Source organism: Oceanobacillus limi (genome assembly GCF_900111445.1).
Taxonomy (GTDB): Bacteria; Bacillota; Bacilli; order Bacillales; family Amphibacillaceae; genus Ornithinibacillus; species Ornithinibacillus limi.
This window is the reverse complement of the sequence record NZ_FOHE01000030.1, coordinates 1-22,083: the sequence shown is the minus strand read 5'-3', so window position 1 is coordinate 22,083 and position 22,083 is coordinate 1. Positions and strand designations below refer to the sequence as shown.

Sequence of the window (22,083 nt, the reverse complement as noted above, 5' to 3'; positions counted from 1 at the left end):
GTTAAATGAATGTAGCAGCATTTAGCACAATGTCTTTATCATAACATACGAATTTCAACAAACCCTACAAAAGACCCAAATATAGTGAATAACAACTACTTCTTCATAGTTATTTTTGATTATAAAAAGACTATTTCAACAGTTCCCCCATTGAAATAGTCTTTACACCAATTTATGAATTGTATCGAATTAAGAAGTACTTTTTCTTCCCTCGACGGATGATTGTAAATGTATCTTCTATTCGATCTTCCTTCGTAACCGTGTACTGTAAATCTTGCTGCCTTTCACCATTAACATAAATAGCACCATTACTAATATCTTCTCTTGCTTGGCGCTTAGAAGAAGATATTTTAGCATGAACTAAAAGATCAATTAAACCCATTTCTTCTTCATCCATTTGATATGTTGGTACATCTTTAAATCCTTGTTCAATCTCACTCACACTTAACTGCTTCAAATCGCCACTAAATAAAGAATCAGATATTTTCTGTGCCTGCTCCAAAGCTTTTTGGCTGTGAACCATTTTAGTCATTTCCTCTGCTAGTCGTTTTTGAGCAACTCGGTTTTCCGGACGGTCATTTACCTCTGTTTGTAATTCCTCTAATTCAGCTTCAGATAAAAAAGTGAAATAGCGTAAAAACTTCATTACATCTCGATCATCGGTATTGATCCAGAACTGGTAAAATTCATATGGAGTTGTTTTTTCAGGATCAAGCCAAATTGCTCCACCAGCCGTTTTACCAAATTTTGTTCCATCTGCTTTAGTAATTAACGGAACGGTTAATCCGAATACTTTAATATCCTCATCTTCGTTTTCTCTTGAGCGACGAATCAATTCCATTCCCGCTGTAATATTTCCCCACTGATCACTACCACCAATTTGTAGCGTACAATGCTCTTGCTCATATAACTTTTGGAAATCTAAAGATTGTAAAATCATGTAACTAAATTCTGTAAACGAAATCCCCTGTTCAATACGAGCGGAAACAGATTCTTTAGCAAGCATGTAATTGACACCAAAGTGTTTTCCTGCATCACGCAAAAAGTCAATCACTGTCATACTACCGAGCCAATCACGGTTGTTCCGTACAACTACTGAATTAGATTCCGAGCTAACGTCTAGAAGCGTAGAAATTTGTTGTTTTAGCTTGTCACTAAATCCTTCTACAACCTCTGTTGTGTTTAACGAACGTTCAGCCGTTCTTCCACTTGGATCACCAATCATTCCAGTTCCACCACCAACTAATGCAATTGGTTTATGGCCAGCTAGTTGGAATCGTTTTAGCATGGTAATAGGTAGCAGGTGCCCAATATGCAAGCTATCTGCTGTTGGGTCAAAACCACAATATAGCGTCACTTGGTTTTCTGCTAAATGTTTTTCTAAGTTTTCCCTATCGGTTGTTTGCTGGATTAATCCACGCTTCTCTAGATCTTGTAAAATATCCATTATTTTCACACTCCTATTTTATTCCATCAAAAAAACTCGTTCCTATTCATAAGGGACGAGTTTAAACACGCGGTACCACCCTTGTTGCAATAACATTGCCACTTTGGGGTTGTTAACGATGACTACACCGTCTTCTCGTTACGAATAACAAGAAGATGCTCCAGATTGTATTTCGTCCGTAAATTTATGCTAGCTTCCACCAACCGCTAACTCTCTATGATAGGGATTTACAGACTACTGAATTCCTTCAACGCATTTTATGTTTTAGTATTCTATATTCATAACACATTTTAAAATATATTGCAACAATATTATGATTTCATATACCCGTTATATCGGCATTGTGCTATAATATATAGTGGAATTTTAGGAGGTAATATTGTGAATTATAAAGAGCTACTCCAAAAGTATGGTAATAAAATAAAATCAATCTGGAAAACAGGGAAAATCCAACGTGGTTCTCGAATTACTTATGATGTTATTTGGAATATCATCCTGTTCTTCCTCGTTATTGGTTTTGTAGGTATGTTTTTCGGTGTCGGTGTCGGGGCAGGCTACTTTGCTTCCCTTGTAAAAGACGAACCAATCCGTGCCTACGATAGCATGGAAAAAGATATTTATAACTATGAGGAAACTTCCCAATACTTCTTTGCAGACGGAGTTTATTTGGGGGATGTAAGCTCCGATTTACACCGGGAAGAAACGTCTTTAGATCAAATATCGGAAACATTAATAGACGCGGTAATTGCCACGGAGGATGAATATTTTGAAACGCATGAAGGAGTCGTGCCAAAAGCAATTGTACGTGCAATGGTGCAGGAGTTTACAAACTCCGAAGTAAAAACCGGTGGAAGTACGCTAACGCAACAATTAATCAAAAATCAAATTCTTACGAATGAAGTATCCTTTGAAAGAAAAGCTAAAGAAATACTTCTTGCGCTACGGTTAGAACGTTTCTTTGAAAAAGATGAAATATTAGAAGCATATTTGAACATCGTTCCTTATGGAAGGGATGCTTCTGGCCGAAATATTGCAGGTGTTCAAACAGCTGCAAAAGAGATATTCGGTATTGATGCGAACGATGTAAACCTAGCTCAAGCTGCCTTCTTAGCAGGACTACCACAAAGTCCATCTTATTATACTCCTTACTACGGCCCAGCGAGCGGTGGTGGATTAAAAAATGAATCTGCTCTTGAACCTGGTATTAATCGTATGAAAACCGTTCTAAATCGGATGTATGATATGGGATATATTAACGGAGAAGATTATAAAGACGCTCTAGAATATGATATCGTTGCAGACTTTGTAACAGAAATAGAGACACCAGCTGACCAATATGGTTATTTAACTGATGAACTGTTTAGTAGAGCAGTAGATATTATGAAAGAAAAGCTAGCTTCAAAAGACGGATACAGCGCTGAAGATCTTGAAGAGGATGATGAATTAGACGGCCAATATAAAATTCTAGCAGAGCGAGATATACGTCGTAATGGTTATCAAATCCATTCAACCATTGATAAGGATATTTACGATGCCTTCCAAGAGATCGTTAAGAACTTTCAGCATTTTGGCCCAGATACAACAGTCATTGAAGTTGACCCCGATACAGGTGAAGAGATAGAGGTAGTTAAACCTGTACAAACTGCGGGTATGTTAATTGAAAATAGTAGTGGTCGTATCATTAGTTTTATAGGCGGTCGAGAATATAGTTTAGAAAATCAATTCAACTTTGCAACCGATGGAGTAAGACCGAATGGTAGTACCATGAAACCACTTGCTAGCTATGCACCGGCAATGGAACTCGGATACGTTCAACCTGGAACTCCAATTGCAGACATTAAAACAAGCTGGGGAGGTTACAAGCCAAATAACTTTGACATGAGATTTCATGGCATCCGTTCTGCGAGAGACCATTTGGTACATTCTTATAATATACCTGCAATTAAAACATATGCGAAAGTTATGAATGATAACCCTGTTGAGGCATATGTACAGAAAATGGGGTTGTCTGTTGATGTTAGTGCAACGGAAAACTATTCGTTAGCAATTGGTACATCTGATGTTTCTATTGAGGAAAACACCAATGCTTATAATACCTTTGCTAATAATGGAAAATTCGTCGAAGGTTATATGATTGAAAAAATTACGACGAGTGAAGGAGAAGTAATTTTTGAACATGAAAGTGAACCAGTAGAAGTGTTTACACCGCAGACGAGTTATTTAACACTAGATATTTTGCGTGACGTGATGACCCAAGGATCCGCATCCTATATTCGAACAAGGTTAAACAATAACAATGTCGATTGGGCTGGAAAAACCGGTACTTCTCAAAGACAGCGTGACGTCCATTTTGTTGGCTTTAATCCGAACGTAACGATGGGTACATGGTTAGGATATGAAGATCCGAAATCATTAAAGTGTAATAGTTGTCAACTTTCACACAGTCAACGAAACCAGGAGCTCTGGGCACAATTAGTAAATGCTGCTACGGAAATTAATCCTGAGTTGATGGCACCATCTGAAAGGTTCAAACAACCAGAAGGGATTGTATCCCGCAGCTATTGTGCGATATCAGGCATGCTACCATCTGATCTTTGTAGTGAAGCTGGATTGGTAACATCCGATATATTTAATGCGAACTTTATCCCAAGAGAAACAGATGACAGTCTTGTTCGGGGAGATTATGTCATGGTAGATGGGAAGGCAGTTCTTGCTGGGCCTAATACACCTCAAGAATTTGTTGATGGAGATGGATTTACATTCAATCCAGAATTCCTAGAACGAAATGGTTATGATAAGTTAGATGATTTAACACAATTGTTCCCGAACGTAAATCGATCTGCATGGGAAAAGATTAGTTTACCAAACGGTGATTTAAGTGGAGATTCGAGTGTCGAGGATGACGGAAAAGCACCTTCAGCTCCAAGCTCTCTAAATGTATCGGGAAATACCTTATCTTGGAATAAATCATCTAGTAAGGACGTTGTGGGCTATCGTATCTTCAGAGCTACCGACTCTGAAGGATCATTTGAATTAATTGGAAGTACGGTTGATACCGAATTTTCGATTCCTAATACTACTGCTATCTATCATGTAAAAGCTGTTGATTACTTTGGTCTAGAGTCTGGAGCATCAAAAGAAGTGATTAAAGGTGAATTCACCGAGCCAGATGAAGATGAGGACTCAGAAGAAGAAAAAAATGAAAATGATGACCGAAATCGTGATGATGATGATGAAAGTGGCGACGGAAATAACAATGAGGGCGAAGACGAGAATGGCGATAACGAAGATGAGGGTGATGATGAAAACGAAGATAATGGTGACGGAGAAGATGGCGACGAATAAAAGTTGTTACGAATAGACTTATATGTAAATACTCCCTATACAAAGAAATAAATACGCTTTGTAGGGAGTATTTTTTATAATGCTTCTTCGGTGAATTGTTTTCTAGATATAAGCCTATGAATATGCTATAATCAAAGCTTAGAAATCTTCTTATTTTAGTTTATATTTTCGACAAATCCCCCCATAACCTTCGATAATAGAACGTATCGTTTAATAAGTGATAAATAATATTCGGTGGTGTAAACATGACAAAGAAAAAATTAGGCATCTTAGGAGGTATGGGTCCTAAGGCTACATCCGTGTTTTTTGAAAAAATCATTTCAAATACAGTTGCACATAAGGATCAAGATCATTTGGATATGGTCATACTAAACCATGCTAGTCTACCTGATCGAACAGTATCCATTTTAGAAAATAAAAAGCAAGAGTTCTTGGATGCCGTTAGACAAGATTTTATGCTATTTGATCAATCAGGTGTATCAAATATTGCAATACCGTGCAACACTTCACATTATTTGATCGAAGAGATGCAAAGCATGACTGATATAAATATTATTAACATGGTACAAGGTACCGTAGAATATATCCGTGATAAATTCGGAGAACATCGTAAAGTTGCTATCCTAGCTACCGATGGAACCATACAAAGTGGTGTTTATGAAAACGAATGTAAAAAACATGGTATAGAACCTTTTGTACCGAATAAAGAATTGCAACAAAAAGTGATGCAAACAATATATAAAATAAAGTCTGATGTAGATTTTAAAGCTAGTGAATTTGAGTCTATTATTAACGAGGTAATAACGAAAGAAAACTGTACAGATGTTATATTAGGTTGCACGGAATTATCCTGCATAGATATAAGTGAAGAATTGAAAAGCTACTGCGTTGACCCAATGGATATTCTAGTTAGACTTTCCATTACGTTATCCGGGAAAACCACCATATAGTGAAGCTGCACTCCGTATGTCCTCCTCTACATAATATGGGGGTAACGTCCATTAACTAAACAAGGGTATTAGAGGAAATTTTTCAACACAAATCCGAACGAATGTGATCATTTTGACTTGATCATTCGTTCGGATTTTATTATTTAGGTGTATTACGTATATAACGCTTCTTAACAGCACCATGATTTGCGTTGTGGGCGCTACTTTCTGTGGGTAAGTTCCGGCCAAGAAAACTTAGGAATGCTTTGCTTCCTTATTAGCACTTATAAGACGGAGGAACACCTGTAAAAACGAAGCAAAGAGAAAGAGGACCTGAAACCTTACTCCTGTTGAATTTCTTCGTCCATTTAGACAGAATGAGTTTCCGATGGGCCTTTGATAAGATTCGTGGTTCAACTTGGACCCAAGAATCTAATATCCACCATCAGCCGAATACTAAAACACCATTTTTTAGTTACATCGCAGAATTTATAAACTTCGTACTATATCTAATAAGTTTATAGCCGATACGGAGTAATTAAATTCCAAAATCGATTAATAAAACACTAAAAATTTGTTCCTCAATACGGTATAATACAAATAAGATCTATAAGCTGGTGGTGAAAGAATGAATCACAAAAAAACTTACCATTCAACAACAAGAAAAACAAGTAAAGGTACAATAACAATTGAAGGACCGGTTCCTTCTGAAGAGCTAAAGCATTATCAGTTCGATGATGAGCTTACTGCTTTTCGCCCCTCTAACAAACAATTTGAAGCTATTATAGGAATTTCAGAACTACCGGAGGGACGTATTATCATTGCTCGTAAAGATAATACAATAATCGGTTATGTCACCTACCTGCATCCAGATCCTCTAGAAAGATGGTCCGAGTTTAAGATGGATAATTTGATTGAATTAGGCGCAATTGAAATCATTCCTGCCTATCGTGGAGAAAGAATTGCTTCATCCCTATTGCAAGTATCGATGATGGATGAATTTATGGAAAACTATATCGTTATTTCTACTGAGTATTATTGGCATTGGGACTTAGATGGTACCAAATTAAGCATATGGGATTATCGAAAAGTAATGGAAAAAATGATGGCAAAGGGCGGATTACTTCCTGCTCCTACCGATGATCCAGAGATTATTTCCCACCCAGCAAATTGTTTAATGGTCCGTATTGGTAAACATGTAGATGATGAATCCTTAAAAAAATTTGATACACTACGCTTCTTACAAAGACATCATTATCGGAAAATGAGGGAGGGATTGTAAATGTTAGTTGAGGAAATTATGAATACCAATGTTATTACTTTATCTCCAAGAGCTTCCATTGCTGAAGCACTGCATTTATTACAAAAGCACAGGATCCGTCACATCCCTATTATAAATGACCAAAATCATGTTGTTGGTATCGTATCAGATCGTGATGTTCGCGATGCAAGTCCATCCATACTAGATAGGGATGCGGACCAACTCGTCTTACAGAATGAGATTCAAACGATTATGACTCGTCAAGTAGTGACGGTACATCCGCTTGATTTCGTTGAAGAAATTGCACGAATTTTCTATGATGAAGAATTTGCGTCGGTCCCTGTTGTTCAAAATAATCAGCTTGTCGGTATCGTTACGGAAAAAGATATGCTATATACTTTAATTCAATTAACCGGTACCCATGTGCAAGGTTCTCAAATTGAAGTAAAAGTCCCCCATATACCTGGGATGATTCCAAAAGTTACCTCTCTCTTTGGAAAAAGAAATATGAATATAATTTCTGTTCTAGTTTACCCTTTTTATGATGATCCAAATTATAAAATTCTAGTATTCCGTGTACAAACAATGAATCCAAACCCTGTTATCCAAGAGTTACGAGAAGCTGGATATGAATTAATGTGGCCAAATAATATACCGGAGCCAAAAGTATGACCTGTAAATCATCTTTTATCTATTCAGATGATCTATTACAATACCATTTTCATTCGGATCATCCATTTAATCAAAAAAGGGTTTTATTAACAAAAGAATTATTAGAAAGTTCCAAACAAATTAACGGACAGGATATGATCACTCCGCGTATGGCTACGGAGGAGGAACTTCTTCTTTTTCATGATCTAGATTATGTAGAAGCTGTTAAGAAGGCTAGTGAAGGTCAATTAAATACAGGTAGTGGACTTGAATTTGGATTAGGAACCGAAGATACACCAATTTTTCCTGGAATGCATGAGGCTGCATCTCTGCTAGTCGGTGGTACCTTAACAGCAGTAGAAGCTGTCATGTCAGGAAAATCATTACACTCCCTACACTTAGGTGGTGGACTGCATCACGGGTTTAGAAGAAAAGCATCGGGTTTCTGCATATACAATGACGGGGCTGTTGCAATCAAATATATTAGGGAAAATTACAATTTAAGAGTATTATACGTTGATACAGATGCCCATCATGGCGATGGTGTTCAATGGGCATTTTACGATGACCCAAACGTATGCACATTTTCTGTTCATGAAACGGGAAGATACCTTTTCCCAGGTACAGGAAATGTCAATGAGCGTGGAATTAAAGAAGGACATGGGTATTCATTTAATCTTCCTATTGATGCGTTCACTCAAGATGAATCATTCTTACACGTTTTTGAGATCGCTTTCAAAGAAGTGGTAGATTACTTTAAACCAGATATAATTATTACACAAAACGGTGCTGATGCACATGTATTTGACCCGCTGACCCATCTCTGTACGACAATGAAAATCTATGATCAAATACCAAAACTAGCTCATGATTTAGCGCATGAATATTGTGATGGAAAATGGATTGGATTAGGTGGTGGCGGCTATGACATTTGGCGAGTTGTTCCTCGTGCTTGGGCGCAAATATGGAATGTTATGAAAACTGGTTTACCTGCTAGTGGAGACCTCCCTTCCGAATGGGTGAACAAATGGCAAAACAAGGCAACTGTACCTTTACCAAAATATTGGCACGACACAGATGACATTAATCCTCATATACCTCGTAAAGCAGAAATAACGGATAAAAATGAAAAGCTATTATTGAACTTACTTAAATATACGAAAAATACGATATAAAAAAGGAGTTGATCAACTTTGGTCAACTCCTTACTATTCGGGTACTTCTAGTATTACGATTTCTACTCTACGATTCTTACTTCTATTTTGATCACTATCGTTAGAGACAACAGGTCTTGTATCACCGTATCCAGCAATCGAAAACCGCTCTTCACTAATATTATTTTCATTGACGAGATGGCGTACAACACTGCTTGCCCGAGCACCAGATAATTCCCAGTTCGATGGATAACGATAACTCGACATTGGAACCGTATCGGTATGTCCTTCCACCTTGATTTGGTTTGGTATTTCAGTTAATAAAGTACCAACCTTATTTAAGAAAGGTAATGCAGTTGGAAGTATCTCAGCCTCTCCTGAATCAAATAGAATACTATCCTGTAGTACAAGGACTACTCCCCGTTCTGTACGACTTGCGGATATAACATTGTTTAACTCATTTTGATTCAAATAACTTTCAACATCATCCATTAGGTTTGAAAGAGAATCTTCTTCAGAGGCTACTTCGTCGTCACGCTCATCAACAAGTACAGGTTTTTCGTGGCCATCAGTTAATTTTATACTTTCCTCATGGCTAGAATCGTCCGTTGGATTATCCATTGGTACTGGTGAAGGGTAAAAATCAAATATTTGTTGATTCTGAAATGATTCGGATACAGCTTGAAATTTAACTAAGTCAATCTGCGACATGGAAAATAATAAAATAAAGAAGACAAGTATTAGCGTAACCATATCCGAATACGTTACCATCCATTTAGGTGCACCTGACTTTTTGTTCCTTTTTATCTCTCTACGCTTCATGGAAGCTCTCCTCAGCAAATTTAGCAGCTTTTTCTTTTTCCTGCTCCTTCATCATATCACCAGAAAGAAATGCACCTAATTTTTCCTCTAAAATACGTGGATTTTGCCCAGACTGCACTCCTATTACGCCTTCAATAATGATTTGCTTCAAAAATACTTCTTCTTCGGTCTTAATTTCTAGTTTACTAGCCATCGGTAAAAATACTAGATTTGCAAGAATCGTACCATATAAAGTTGTTAGTAGTGCGACTGCCATATTTGGCCCTAATGTTGCAGGGTCTTCTAAACTATTCAACATCAAAACCAAACCTACTAATGTTCCGATCATTCCCCATGCTGGAGCATATTCGCCACATTTCTCAATGATCATTCGACCACGGTAGTGCCTCTCTTCCATAGCAGTCAATTCAGCACTCATGATATCCTGAATAACCTCTGGTTCAACTCCATCTATAGCAAGAAGGATCCCTTTCTTAATAAACGGGTCCTCTACATCATCTATTTCATTTTCTAAGGCTAATATTCCTTCTCTTCTTGCCCGTTCAGACAAAGAAATAAAGAGCGTAATTAATGCCGGTAGCCGTTGATTATTTTGTCGAAAAGCTTCCTTTAACACTTTATTGGTTAACTTTATTTGTTCAACCTTAAAGTTAATCAGCAACGAACCTATAACTCCACCTATTACAACAAAAATGGAAGCAATGTCTAAAAAGGAATTAACTCCTTCTGTTCCACCTTTGGTAAGAATAGCAAGCATAATCATTATAAATCCAAATGTGATGCCGATCGGAGTTAAAAAATCGCGTTTTCTCATATTTTCTCTCCCCATATTGTGTAGGTTTTTACTATCTTACTATACTATCGGCTGCTTGCTTATTTTGTTGAATTTCTTTCAACAATTCGGTGAGGAAGAACAACCTTTTGTTCATCTACTTCTTCCTTATTCATAAACTTGGTTAATAGGCGCATTGCAACAGCTCCAATATCATACATTGGTTGTACAATAGTTGATAAAGTTGGACGTACCATTGTTGCCAAACGCGTATTATCAAAACCAAATACTTCTAGATCATCTGGCACATGATAACCAAGATCTTGTGCACCGTGAATAACCCCTAAAGCCATTTCATCTGATGCCACAAAAATACCGGTAGGCTTTTGGTCTAAATTCATTAAGCTTTGTACAGATTCGATACCTGAATCATAAGAATAATCACCGTGAATAATGTATTCATCTTTTTTATCAATGGAAGATTCTTTAAGAGCTCGCAAATAACCTTGGTACTTAAGTTGGTTTATAACCGTATCTTCCTGCCCAGAGATAAATGCTAAGTTAGTATTCCCTTGATCGATAAGGAATTTAGTTGCTTCGAACGCCGCTTCTTCATAATCAATATTTACAGATGGTATGGATTCGGAACCGTCATACGTTGCAGCTAAAACAACAGGCACTGATGCTGTTGAAAATTGTGAAACATGTTCCTCAGATATATTCCCACCCATAAAAATAATACCGTCAACTTGTTTTTCTAACATTGTATTAATCAATTGTAATTCTTTATCTTTGTTTTGGTCTGAGTTACTTAAAATGATATTATATTTATACATCGTAGCAATATCTTCGATTCCACGAGCTAACTCTGCAAAAAAGATACTAGAAATATCAGGAATAATTGCTCCTACTGTCGTCGTTTTTTTACTTGCCAACCCTCTTGCAACTGCATTTGGTCGGTAACCTAACCGTTCAATAGTAGCTAACACTTTCTTTCTTGTTGTCGGTTTTACATTTGGATTTCCATTTACAACACGAGAAACTGTAGCCATAGAAACGTTGGCTTCTCTCGCGACGTCATATATTGTTACTGTCATTAAAAATTCCTCCTATAATTTTTGAAAACTTGACAAATACTTATCTACTCTAAATTAGTAGAATTAAGTTTGATCCTTTTTCATTTAAAATTTCGCTTTTCCCTCTATTAACAGGTAATGGTTTTGGTGACTGGAAATGAGAGTCTATCGTTCTTCCCGTCCTACGAAAATCGACCTCTTCTTTCATTTATCATACTCTTATCTACATAAAAACACAAAATATTTTTCCATTCTTACATAAAGAGAATTTTCATATAGGGGCCCACCCACTAATTGTTAGATGAACGGATTGGACATTTATATTTCAGTTGACCTCCCGCTTAACCTCCTTGATTTTACCTCGTAGGTTTGCAATGAGGGGCTTACGACGCATAAGACGTAGTAATGCCGACAATGCGGCAGACCTGTCAGTTATATGCGGGATAATTGGTATTTTCCTCCATTATGCTCAGGAATGGGTTGTTACATACCTTTCTAGCTCATTCATAAACTGCTCGAACATTGGGATGTCCATTTGCTGAGCAGAATCTGATAAGGCAACAGCTGGATCCGGATGAACCTCTGCCATAATACCATCAGCCTCAATCGCTAACGCAGCCTTGGCCATAGGAATCAATAGGTCCCTTCTGCCAGTTGAATGAGTTACATCAACCATTACTGGTAGATGTGTCTCTTGTTTTAATATTGGTACTGCCGAAATATCTAACGTATTCCGTGTCGCTTTTTCATAGGTTCTTATGCCTCGTTCACATAAAATAATATTCCCATTACCACGTGAAAAGATATATTCTGCCGCATTGATAAATTCAGAAATAGTAGCCGATAATCCTCGTTTTAGTAAAACCGGTTTATCCACATCTCCTGCTGCTTTTAACAGTTCAAAATTTTGCATGTTTCGTGCGCCAATTTGTATAACATCCACATACTCTACAGCATTTTCTATATGGGCAGGGTTTACAATTTCACTAACAACTGCCAAATCATGCTCGTCGGCAACTTTTCGTAATATCTGTAAACCTTCCAAACCTAGCCCCTGAAAATCGTATGGAGAAGTCCTTGGTTTGAATGCTCCTCCTCGGAGGAGTTTAACACCCTTCTGCTTCACTGCTCTCGCAACCTGGTCTACCTGTTCATAACTTTCAACAGCACACGGCCCCATTACAAAATGGGTTTTTCCATCCCCAATAAATTCGCCTTTTATTTCAATAACGGTATTTTCGGGTTTCTTTTTCCGTGAAACTAATAATGCTTTACGATGGTCCAATTCTAATAGTTCCACCCCGGCTTTAAAAATTTCTTTGAATAAATGTTCCACTGTTTTATTTTCGAAAGGTCCCTGATTATTCTCAATTAGTTGATTAAGCATTTCTCGCTCTCGAACCGGATCAAACACTTTCATACCTTGCTTATATTTAATTTGGCCAATCTCTTGCACCATTTCTGCACGTTTATTAATCAATTCTAGTATTTGTAGGTTTACATCATCTAGTTGTTTCCTTAACTGTTCTAACTCATTATGACTCATTAATTGAAGCCTCCTGCCTTGCAGTTTGTTCACTTCTGAACTTATCGTTACACCCTATTGATTTCGATAGGAATACTAATAAAAATAATTATAGCTAATTATTTTTCCTTTGTCATTAATTAGTTGTTATAATAGAGTAGATATTCTTCCTAGGGGGAAAGTAGTGAGTTATGATGAATAATTATATATTTGCCCTTGATATTGGAACACGTTCTGTTACAGGAATTATCTTAGAGAAAGACAGTGAAGGGTATTCCTTGATCGACTATTATACAAAAGAACATAAAGTACGTTCCATGCATGATGGACAAATCCACCATGTTGTTGAAGTGGCTAATGTGATTAAAGATGTAAAAGACGCACTTGAAGAGAAACATGGAAAAATTAAAAAAGTGAGTGTTGCAGCTGCTGGTAGGTCGTTAAAAACCGTAGAATCAGAAGCTACAATTCAACTCGAGAAAAAGCCAATAACAGATCATGAGACAGTAAAACATTTAGAGTTAAGTGCTGTACATACAGCACAGTTAGATTTGGCATCACAAAATTCAGCACATGATTATTCTAATTATTATTGTGTTGGTTATTCCGTATTAAGATATAAAATAGACGGAGAGCAAATTGGTTCTTTAATTGAACAAAGTGGAAGCACGGCAACTGTTGAAATCATTGCTACATTTCTACCAAAAATTGTTGTCGAATCCTTATTGGCGGCATTAAACCGAGCTGGATTAGAGATGGAAGCATTAACGTTAGAACCGATTGCAGCTATTCACGTGTTGATTCCCGAATCCATGAGGAGATTAAATGTTGCACTTGTCGACATCGGTGCTGGTACAAGTGATATTGCGATAACAAACCATGGTACCGTTGCTGCTTACGGAATGGTCCCAATTGCTGGTGATGAAATAACAGAAGCAATGAGCGATCATTATCTTCTTGATTATCCAATAGCAGAGGAAATGAAAAGAAAAATTGTAAATGAAGGGGAAGGTGTCGTATCTGATATTTTAGGCTTTGACACAACGATTACATATGACACTTTAGCAAGTGATATTAAACCAAGCATAGATAAATTGGCAAATGCAATTGCAGAGGAGATTCTGTTATTAAACGCAACTCCTCCAAAAGCAGTAATGTTAGTTGGTGGAGGAAGTTTAACTCCAGAACTTACGACAGTATTATCGGAGAAATTAAAGTTGCCAACAAACCGGGTGGCGGTGAGAGAAATTGACGCGATTCAAACATTAAATAAAACCGAAAACTTACCTAGTGGCCCAGATTTTGTAACTCCAATTGGGATAGCTATTGTCGCTGAACAAAACCCCATTCATTATATAACTGTAAACGTAAATGAGCAGGTTATCCGAATGTTTGAAATGAAACAATTAACTGTAGGGGATTGTCTCGTACAAGGTGGAATTGAAATAAATAAGCTTTATGGAAAACCTGGAATGGCTTCTATGGTTCTTTTAAACGGGAAAGAAGTTACTTTACCAGGGGAATTCGGTCAAGCACCTTCTATCCTATTGAATGAAAAACCAGCAACCGTTGATAGTATTGTAAATAACGGGGATCAAATTAAAATTGAAAAAGGTTCAGATGGCAAGGCTGCAAATGTGACCCTAGAACAACTTATTGAAGAACTTCCATCAATTAACATTTTTTATCATAATCAACCATACACATTAAAAACAACAATCTATGTAAATAATAAGCGTCCTTCACTTGAATATATTGTACAAGATAAAGATGAAATAGAATTAAAGCAGCCAAAGACAATTCGAGAATTTTTGGAAAGTTTAGGAGAACTTCCATCGACCAAAGCGTTTTTCATTTATGTTAATAACGAAAAAATGAAGCTTAAAGACGGTGAAACACAAATATTAGTTAATGGTTCACTAGTTTCATTAGATTACCAGCTAAAACAAAATGACAACCTAGTTATCCAAAAAAATAAAAAAATAGTCTTAAAGGATATTTTAAAAATAATGGAACTCGATTACTGGAATACGATAGAGGTTAAATTTAATGGAAAACCAATTACAATGAAGCAGGCTAAGCTTGAAGTTACTCGGGACGATGAGCGATTAGAAGAAGAAAGTGAAATTCATTCGTTAGACAATGTTCAATTGAAAGAACGAAAGCCAGAGCCTTTTATATTTCAAGACATCTTTCGCTATATCGATATTGATATACAGTCAGTAGGCGGAAATTTTAAACTATACAAAAACAACCAAGAAACAACGTTTTTTGATACAATCCATAATGGAGATCATCTCGAGATAAAGTAAGTAGTAGCCCGTGGCGATTCTTCCCTATAAACTTGTTACGTGAATGAATCGCATAATAAGGGCAAGTGACTCCAATTTATCACTTTCCTAGTTAAAAATAAAAGAACAAAGGAGGGCTATGCACCGATAGCCCTCCTTTTTATTATTCTTTATTTAACTCTGCTTGTGCTTCTTCAATCGCTTCTGAAACTTCGTTTACAACCTCCAACGCTTCATCCTCTTCATTACGACTTTCATGTAGCTTTTGCTGTACGTTCTTTGTAAGGTCTTGTGTTTTATCAGATATTGCTTTCGTTAGATGTGAAGTAGAGTCTACTGCTTTTTGTTTCCATTCAGACCCTTTCACATAAGCTTTATCCTTCCACTCTGTACTTTTTTCTTGTACATTTCCAGTCCATTCACCTGCTCGTTCTTTGACAGCATGTGCACCATGGTTTAAATCTCCACGCAATTCTTTACCTGACTTCGGAGCAAATAATAGTGCTAAGCTAGCACCTACTGCTCCACCAATTAATGTCCCTATTAAAAAGTCCTTACTGTTGATTTGATCACTCATACCTGTTCCTCCCCAATTATGTTATTTTTTTCTATTTTTTCTCCATAGATCCATGATTGCTGATCCCCATGTTACAGCTTGTGAAGCCTTGTCCTGATTTTGGGTAGCGCTACGGGAAATACTGGTAGAAAACTGTCTTAATGATTGATTAAAATCATTCACTGTTTCTCCAATACCCTTAACACCATCAAATAAACCCTCTAACTTTGATGATTTTTGATTAATATCCTCTGCAAGGCGGTTGGTTTTGTTTAATAGCTCTGTTGTTTCGTTCGTAATCCCTTGCATTTGTTTTTCTAGTGACTCTAACGTATCTGCTACATTATTCAATGTTCGTTGCGAAGCTTTTAACGTCATTGCTAAAAACACAACAAGAACTGCAAAAGCAACAGCAGCAATAATTGCTGCAATGTATAATAGCCCTTCCATCCTGTACCATTCCTTTCTCTATATTACAAGTCCATCGATCATTACGTCAAAAGGCTTTTATATAATAGTTCTACCCTTGAAAAGATCAAGTTAAACTTTCCTACTAACTCTTAATATAACTTATATTACAATTGGTATACTAGTAAAAAGTAGCCCTATTATTTTATTCGACATTTATGTAAAGAAATCCTTTTTTATTATGTATCAATTTCACATGAATATGTAAACCCATCTTGAAGATATTTTGGGTTATATTAGGGTTACGCTTCGGCTAATACGAATACCAGCGTTTAGCTCTATGATTGAAAGATCTGATAAAAAATACTACTTCAACCTTTAAAAAGAAAAAACGATATAAGAGAGCATGCTCCCTTATATCGTAGAAATCTCTAATTATTAAATTTGTAAAGTTTGCTCATACGATTCCTGAAATTTTTGGATATCACCAGCACCCATAAAAATTAATACGCTATCAGAATAATCCTTTAGAATTTCAGTATTTCCTAATTCAATAATTGAACTACCTTCAATCCGTTGCTGAAGATCCTGTATGGATAATTTACCACTTTCTTCTCTAGCAGATCCAAAGATATCGCATAGATATACATGATCCGCTTCTTTTAAGCTATCTGCAAACTCTTGTAAAAATGTTTTTGTTCTTGTAAATGTATGGGGTTGAAAAATAGCTATGATAGATCTATCTCGGTATTTTTTTCTCGCTGCATCAATTGTAGCTGTAATTTCTTTCGGGTGATGTGCGTAGTCATCGATAATGATTTGATCACCAATTTTCTTCTCTGTAAAGCGTCTTTTGACTCCTTGAAATGAACTTAGTTTTTTTATTTCTTCAGCTTGAAGACCTTCATAATGACAAATTGCAATTACAGAAAGTGCGTTTAATACACTGTGATCTCCAAATGTCGGAATTTGAAAGGTATCATAATAAGTATTACGAACAAATACATCAAATTCCGTACCTTTATCTGTTTCCTTTACATTTTGGGCTTGAAAATCATTTGAAGGTAGGAATCCATAATACATAACTGGAACTTTCGCTTGTATTTGTTGTAGTTGCTCATCGTCTCCACAAGCAATAATTCCTTTTTTGACGTTATCTGCCATCGATTGAAAAGCGTCAAACACGTCATTAATACTTGTAAAATAATCTGGATGGTCAAAATCAATATTTGTCATGATCGCATAGTCTGGTTCATAGCTTAAAAAATGACGACGGTATTCACATGCTTCAAAAACAAAATACTCGCTGTCCACATGTCCCTTACCAGTTCCATCCCCAATTAGATACGAGATAGGAAAATTTTGATTAAGCACATGCGCAAGAAGACCTGTTGTCGATGTTTTACCGTGCGCACCTGTAACAGCAATGCTCGTGTACTGTTTCAACCATTCTCCCAAAAATTCATGGTATCGGTAATACGTTAAACCTAGTCTTTTGGCTTCTTGAATTTCTTCATGATCATCTGAAAAAGCGTTCCCCGCAATAATTGTATAATTTTCTTTGATGTTATTTTCTGAAAAAGGATAAATTGGAATATTTTTTTCTTCCAACGCTGCCTGAGTGAAAAATCTTTTATCTACATCAGACCCTTGCACGTTCTCTCCGGAATCATGAAGAATCTGTGCAAGTGCACTCATCCCAGTACCCTTAATACCAATAAAATGGTAAGTTGTCATATAATAGAACCTCCATATTTATGTGTAGGCAACTACCTCCTACACAGTGGCTGAAATAGAAATAGTTACTATATTGAATTCCTTATTAAACTCTTATTTTACTACATAAAAATTAATATAAATAATAACTATTTAATTATTATAGCAAAACAAGATATCCTGTAAAACATTATTGATAAAAATATTCCGATTTACTTGAAAAATTCCACTTTTTCTAATCTAGGGTTAGGACGATAACGTCGGCCATCCTTCGCCTCAGGAATACCGTTCAATACAACATTATCTCCTGTGAAACCAATCTTCATATTTAATAAGCTTCTTCCTACTCCGTACGTATCAACGGGAACACCTAAATTTTCAAAGTGACGAATTTTTTCCTCCGTAAAACCACCAGTAGCAACAATTTCTACATGTGAATATCCTTCATCATCCAAGGCTTTCCGTAACGCAAAAATAAGTTCTGGATTAACTCCTCTTGGATCAAAGGTTCCCATTAAATGATGATTTCTCAAAAAGTATTTGTCAACTAATGTTTTGGAAGTGTCTACACGAACGCCTTTAAGCTTTTCGCCAAAAGCTCGAGCCACTTTTAATGAATCTGTTATCACATCATTATTATAATCCACTAACGCCACTAAATCATCTTCTGGATAAATATCATGATATGCTCTTGTCGCTGCGACAACATCTCCACGAAACATTTGAATCATGGCATGTGGCATTGTACCCATACCTTCTTTTCCCCACCACTCATTCATTGCATGTGTCGCTTGTGCTGTTGAGCCACCAATAAAGGCTGCATATCCATCACCTGCTTGTTGGGTATAGTGGTCGTCACGATCCCCCATAAATATTACTGGCTTTTGTTTACCAGATGTTCTCGCTGCTTTTACCACATTATATACATTTGTAGCTACTGATGTTCTTCTTGCCAATATCCCATCAATAATGCCTTCTAGGAACCCGAAATTCTGGTAGGGGCCAGAAATCGTCAAAACAGACTCAAAAGGACTAATTTTATCTCCATCTTTTAGGGAATGTATTTCTAGTGATTCTGGCTCTTTTGCAAACGTATGTATCAATGCTATTGCTTCATCTGAACCACATAAAACTGCATCTTGTTTTTGGAAAAACTGCATTGTAATTATATTTTCAGGAATCTTTTTTTCCACGATTTCCTTTGTTTTAAGAAAATAAACGGCTGAAAACCAGCCTTCCTTAATACGCTCATCAAACTTGAACGTTTTATTCGTGAGTCGATCGATTTGACCTTTTAATTTTTGCTCAATCTCTTTCATCGTGTTTCTCCTTTAATTCATATTTACAGTAAATCCTAGTGTCTATTGTACCATATAACACAAAACTTCAAACAGATACGAACGATACGGGTACGAATCTCTCGTACTTGTCTTAATTACACAAGATCATGTAATTGAGAATTTGATACTAGAATATCTCGTGGTTTACTCCCATTCTGTCCAGAAATGATTCCTTTGGCTTCTAACGTGTCCATTAACCTTGCAGCACGATTATAACCAATTTTAAAATGACGCTGTAATAATGAAGTGCTTGCACTATTCTGTTCAAGAACGAATTCGATCGCTTCCTGCAATAAATCGTCTTCCGCTTCATCTACTGTCATCTGTTGCAATAAAGATTCTTGCTCAAATAAGTAATTTGGTTCAGCAATCGTACGTGCATAATTTGTTACTCTTTCAATCTCGTCATCTGAAACAAATGGCCCTTGAATCCGTACACTTTTTCCAGCACCATTTTCAATAAATAACATATCCCCTTTACCTAACAATTTTTCTGCTCCACCCGTATCAATAATGGTTCTTGAATCTACCTGAGATGAAACACTAAAGGCAATCCTTGTTGGGATATTTGCTTTAATTAATCCAGTTAATACATCTACAGATGGTCGCTGTGTTGCTAATAATAAATGGATACCACATGCCCTTGCTTTTTGAGCAATTCTACTAATGGAATCTTCAACATCCTGTGGAGAGACCATCATTAGATCTGCCAATTCATCTATGACAATTACAATATATGGCATTTTTTCTTGATACCTTTGGTCTCGATTAACCTTTTGATTAAAACGTTCAATATCTCTAACACCTTCTTGAACGAATTTATCATAGCGATCTTCCATTTCGTTCACTGCCCATTTTAACGCAGCAGTTGCTGCTTTGACGTCTGTTATCACAGGAGATACTAAATGAGGAATTCCATTATAAGGTGCCAATTCAACCATCTTTGGATCGATAAGCAAAAACTTCACATCGTCCGGACTAGCTTTATAGATTAAACTTACAAGTAATGTATTAATACAGACACTCTTTCCGGAACCAGTCGCGCCCGCAATTAGACCGTGTGGCATTTTTTGAATATTTGTTACGATAGGTGCTCCTTCAATACTAAGGCCCAGGGCAATGGTTAACGGTGAGCTGCTCTCCTTAAAAGCGGAAGACTGTACAATATCCTGCAGATGCACCATCTGAGATTGCGGATTAGGCACTTCTATCCCAACCGTATTTTTTCCAGGTATTGGGGCCTCGATGCGTATATCTCGAGCAGCCATATTCAATTTTAAATCATCACTTAAATTTTTTATTTTGCTAACCTTCACTCCCAGCTCTGGTTGAATTTCAAATCTTGTAACCGATGGGCCCTGTGTTGCAAGCACTACTCGTGCACGCACATTAAAATGAGAGAGTGTTCTTTCTAATAGTGCTTGCTGTTTTTGAACCCATACATCGTTGGTATCATTCTCTTGTTCCGAATCGTCTAACAAATGCATTGGAACGGACTGTTTTTTCTCCACAACCGGAGGCTGCTCTTTTCTTGATGCTGCCTTTCGTTCATATAGGTTCTTTTTATCTCTTGGTGTCATCATTACATTGTATGGAACAGCACGTTCTACCGATTGTCTTGTAGGAGTTAATTGTTCGCCCTCTTGATCTTGCATTTTATGTACAGGCTCTGTTTCACTTGATGTTCCCTTAGTTTCTTGCTCTTGCGATTCTTTTTGTTCTTTGGCAATCTCTTTGAGTACGATTGGAGAATCTGCTTCGTTTACTACTTCTTCTAGATGAGCCTCCTCCTGCATTCCATGTCCAATTTCTAATGTCTTATCATCCGTTGTATGAAATCCCTCATTTTCCAATGAAATAGCTTGATCCTCATAATTAGAATGGACAATCTCCTCTATTCGAGAATTGTTACGTTTAAATGCTGGAATTTGCTCTACTTCCTTTTGCGAACTTCTTTGTTTAAATCCATAGATTGGTGATGGAACATCACTCGGTTGAAAGGGCTTTTTCGAATTAGATTGAGAAACAACTTCTTCCTGTCTTATCGTCTGTGATGGGTGTTGTTTCTTTGGTTTTTCGGTTTGACTTCGATTCGTGCGACGTTTAAATGCTGGAATGTCTGATTCATCCACACGCTTTCTACCTTTATCTGGGAGTACCGGAAAGTGAGTAGATTTGTATTCTTTTGTTGGGTATTGATATACCATCTTCGCCTCGATATGAGGTATATCCTCCAAGTGATTATGGCGTACCGTTGTCTCTTCTTGTTCTTCTATTTCTTCTTCCCATATAAAATTTTGTATTTTCTTCTTCCACTTATCCCACATAACATCCACTCATTTCTCTTTCAATTGTTGCTATCTACTAATATTTTAACAGTTTTCTACATGTTTTGTAGAATTTTATGAAGAGGCAAAGAAAACAACCCGTGTCATTAATATGTACCCTTTGTAAAGGACTTTTAAAAAAAAAGACTATGCTACACTGGAAAGGTGATTCCTGTATTGTACAGGGGTCATCTTTTTTAGATTCCATTGATATCTGTAATTGTTGTAATAAGTCATATAACTCTTAATTTCACGCTTTAACTCATTTAGTGTTTCACAAGGTTTAATATATGCTTCATCTTTGAAATGCCCAAAAAATGATTCTTGTGGGGCGTTATCCCAACAGTTTCCTCGCCTTGACATGGATTGTCCTAAACCATATTTCTTAACCATTTTTTGATAGGTAGGGTTTGTATAGTGAAATCCTTGATCCGAATGGATGAAAGCTCCCTCTGCCATTTTT

Annotated in this window: 17 protein-coding genes and 1 other annotated feature; of the genes, 6 read left to right on the top strand and 11 right to left on the bottom strand. The window is 36.7% G+C overall.

The window, feature by feature from the left end; all coding sequences use genetic code 11:
- Positions 1-172 precede the first annotated feature (172 nt).
- Positions 173-1,447: a tyrosine--tRNA ligase gene (gene tyrS / locus BMX40_RS18890; protein WP_090872873.1), complete on the bottom strand. Its 1,275-nt coding sequence runs from the start codon at positions 1,445-1,447 to the stop codon at positions 173-175.
- 48 nt (positions 1,448-1,495) lie between these two features.
- Positions 1,496-1,707 (bottom strand) — a binding site (T-box leader).
- A 121-nt stretch (positions 1,708-1,828) separates the two neighbouring features.
- Between tyrS and BMX40_RS18885 the strand changes: the two genes are divergently transcribed.
- The 5 genes from BMX40_RS18885 (at position 1,829) to BMX40_RS18865 (ending at position 8,808) form a co-directional block, all read left to right on the top strand.
- The gene (locus BMX40_RS18885) at positions 1,829-4,792 is read left to right on the top strand and encodes a transglycosylase domain-containing protein (protein ID WP_090872871.1); all 2,964 of its coding nucleotides are present in this window, start codon (positions 1,829-1,831) and stop codon (positions 4,790-4,792) included.
- A gap of 245 nt (positions 4,793-5,037) precedes the next feature.
- Positions 5,038-5,742 carry an aspartate/glutamate racemase family protein gene (locus BMX40_RS18880; RefSeq protein WP_090872869.1) on the top strand — a complete coding sequence of 235 codons (705 nt, stop codon included), beginning with the start codon at positions 5,038-5,040 and terminating at the stop codon, positions 5,740-5,742.
- Between the two features lie 607 nt (positions 5,743-6,349).
- Positions 6,350-7,003, top strand: coding sequence for a GNAT family N-acetyltransferase (locus BMX40_RS18875; RefSeq protein ID WP_090872867.1), 654 nt, complete (start codon positions 6,350-6,352; stop codon positions 7,001-7,003).
- On the top strand, positions 7,004-7,654 hold the full coding sequence (locus tag BMX40_RS18870; RefSeq protein ID WP_090872865.1) for an acetoin utilization AcuB family protein: 651 nt from the start codon (positions 7,004-7,006) through the stop codon (positions 7,652-7,654).
- Entirely contained in the window at positions 7,651-8,808 is a 1,158-nt protein-coding gene (locus BMX40_RS18865) for an acetoin utilization protein AcuC (protein ID WP_090872862.1), read from the top strand. The genes BMX40_RS18870 and BMX40_RS18865 overlap by 4 nt, the downstream gene beginning before the upstream one ends.
- Before the next feature lie 33 nt (positions 8,809-8,841).
- On the opposite strand, the gene motS is transcribed toward BMX40_RS18865, so the two are convergent.
- The 4 genes from motS to BMX40_RS18845 all read right to left on the bottom strand — a co-directional run bounded on the left by motS (position 8,842) and on the right by BMX40_RS18845 (position 13,003).
- Complete coding sequence (motS, locus tag BMX40_RS18860) at positions 8,842-9,609, bottom strand: flagellar motor protein MotS (RefSeq protein WP_090872860.1); 768 nt, start codon at positions 9,607-9,609, stop codon at positions 8,842-8,844.
- Positions 9,599-10,423, bottom strand: coding sequence for a flagellar motor protein MotP (gene motP, locus BMX40_RS18855; RefSeq protein WP_090872858.1), 825 nt, complete (start codon positions 10,421-10,423; stop codon positions 9,599-9,601). Before motP ends, motS begins: the two co-directional genes overlap by 11 nt.
- 59 nt (positions 10,424-10,482) lie before the next feature.
- On the bottom strand, positions 10,483-11,478 hold the full coding sequence (gene ccpA, locus BMX40_RS18850) for a catabolite control protein A (RefSeq protein WP_090872856.1): 996 nt from the start codon (positions 11,476-11,478) through the stop codon (positions 10,483-10,485).
- Positions 11,479-11,926: 448 nt separating this feature from the next.
- Entirely contained in the window at positions 11,927-13,003 is a 1,077-nt protein-coding gene (locus BMX40_RS18845) for a bifunctional 3-deoxy-7-phosphoheptulonate synthase/chorismate mutase (protein ID WP_090872854.1), read from the bottom strand.
- A gap of 170 nt (positions 13,004-13,173) precedes the next feature.
- Here BMX40_RS18845 and BMX40_RS18840 point away from each other — a divergent pair, with 170 nt between their 5' ends.
- On the top strand, positions 13,174-15,294 hold the full coding sequence (locus tag BMX40_RS18840; protein WP_342028699.1) for a cell division protein FtsA: 2,121 nt from the start codon (positions 13,174-13,176) through the stop codon (positions 15,292-15,294).
- A 142-nt stretch (positions 15,295-15,436) separates the two neighbouring features.
- Here BMX40_RS18840 and BMX40_RS18835 read toward each other — a convergent pair whose 3' ends face one another.
- From BMX40_RS18835 to BMX40_RS18810, 6 genes are all read right to left on the bottom strand, one after another.
- A complete protein-coding gene (locus BMX40_RS18835) occupies positions 15,437-15,850 on the bottom strand; it encodes a YtxH domain-containing protein (protein ID WP_090872852.1) in 414 nt (137 codons plus the stop codon).
- A 21-nt stretch (positions 15,851-15,871) separates the two neighbouring features.
- Complete coding sequence (locus BMX40_RS18830; RefSeq protein WP_090872851.1) at positions 15,872-16,279, bottom strand: DUF948 domain-containing protein; 408 nt, start codon at positions 16,277-16,279, stop codon at positions 15,872-15,874.
- Between the two features lie 396 nt (positions 16,280-16,675).
- Positions 16,676-17,974: a UDP-N-acetylmuramate--L-alanine ligase gene (murC, locus tag BMX40_RS18825; RefSeq protein ID WP_090872849.1), complete on the bottom strand. Its 1,299-nt coding sequence runs from the start codon at positions 17,972-17,974 to the stop codon at positions 16,676-16,678.
- A 191-nt stretch (positions 17,975-18,165) separates the two neighbouring features.
- The gene (locus BMX40_RS18820) at positions 18,166-19,272 is read right to left on the bottom strand and encodes a nicotinate phosphoribosyltransferase (protein WP_090872847.1); all 1,107 of its coding nucleotides are present in this window, start codon (positions 19,270-19,272) and stop codon (positions 18,166-18,168) included.
- Between the two features lie 116 nt (positions 19,273-19,388).
- Entirely contained in the window at positions 19,389-21,620 is a 2,232-nt protein-coding gene (locus BMX40_RS18815) for a DNA translocase FtsK (protein WP_090872883.1), read from the bottom strand.
- A gap of 147 nt (positions 21,621-21,767) precedes the next feature.
- The coding region (locus tag BMX40_RS18810) for an IS3 family transposase (RefSeq protein WP_139177970.1) at positions 21,768-22,083 on the bottom strand (316 nt) is incomplete at its 5' end.

What these genes read in the sequence shown, in the direction of transcription:
- ccpA (WP_090872856.1), bottom strand. Translation starts at nt 11,478, where the DNA reads ATGACAGTAACAATATATGACGTCGCGAGAGAAGCCAACGTTTCTATG.
- motP (WP_090872858.1), bottom strand. Translation starts at nt 10,423, where the DNA reads ATGAGAAAACGCGATTTTTTAACTCCGATCGGCATCACATTTGGATTT.
- motS (WP_090872860.1), bottom strand. Translation starts at nt 9,609, where the DNA reads ATGAAGCGTAGAGAGATAAAAAGGAACAAAAAGTCAGGTGCACCTAAA.
- BMX40_RS18845 (WP_090872854.1), bottom strand. Translation starts at nt 13,003, where the DNA reads ATGAGTCATAATGAGTTAGAACAGTTAAGGAAACAACTAGATGATGTA.
- BMX40_RS18830 (WP_090872851.1), bottom strand. Translation starts at nt 16,279, where the DNA reads ATGGAAGGGCTATTATACATTGCAGCAATTATTGCTGCTGTTGCTTTT.
- BMX40_RS18880 (WP_090872869.1), top strand. Translation starts at nt 5,038, where the DNA reads ATGACAAAGAAAAAATTAGGCATCTTAGGAGGTATGGGTCCTAAGGCT.
- BMX40_RS18870 (WP_090872865.1), top strand. Translation starts at nt 7,004, where the DNA reads ATGTTAGTTGAGGAAATTATGAATACCAATGTTATTACTTTATCTCCA.
- BMX40_RS18865 (WP_090872862.1), top strand. Translation starts at nt 7,651, where the DNA reads ATGACCTGTAAATCATCTTTTATCTATTCAGATGATCTATTACAATAC.
- murC (WP_090872849.1), bottom strand. Translation starts at nt 17,974, where the DNA reads ATGACAACTTACCATTTTATTGGTATTAAGGGTACTGGGATGAGTGCA.
- BMX40_RS18875 (WP_090872867.1), top strand. Translation starts at nt 6,350, where the DNA reads ATGAATCACAAAAAAACTTACCATTCAACAACAAGAAAAACAAGTAAA.
- BMX40_RS18820 (WP_090872847.1), bottom strand. Translation starts at nt 19,272, where the DNA reads ATGAAAGAGATTGAGCAAAAATTAAAAGGTCAAATCGATCGACTCACG.
- BMX40_RS18815 (WP_090872883.1), bottom strand. Translation starts at nt 21,620, where the DNA reads ATGTGGGATAAGTGGAAGAAGAAAATACAAAATTTTATATGGGAAGAA.
- BMX40_RS18840 (WP_342028699.1), top strand. Translation starts at nt 13,174, where the DNA reads ATGATGAATAATTATATATTTGCCCTTGATATTGGAACACGTTCTGTT.
- tyrS (WP_090872873.1), bottom strand. Translation starts at nt 1,447, where the DNA reads ATGGATATTTTACAAGATCTAGAGAAGCGTGGATTAATCCAGCAAACA.
- BMX40_RS18835 (WP_090872852.1), bottom strand. Translation starts at nt 15,850, where the DNA reads ATGAGTGATCAAATCAACAGTAAGGACTTTTTAATAGGGACATTAATT.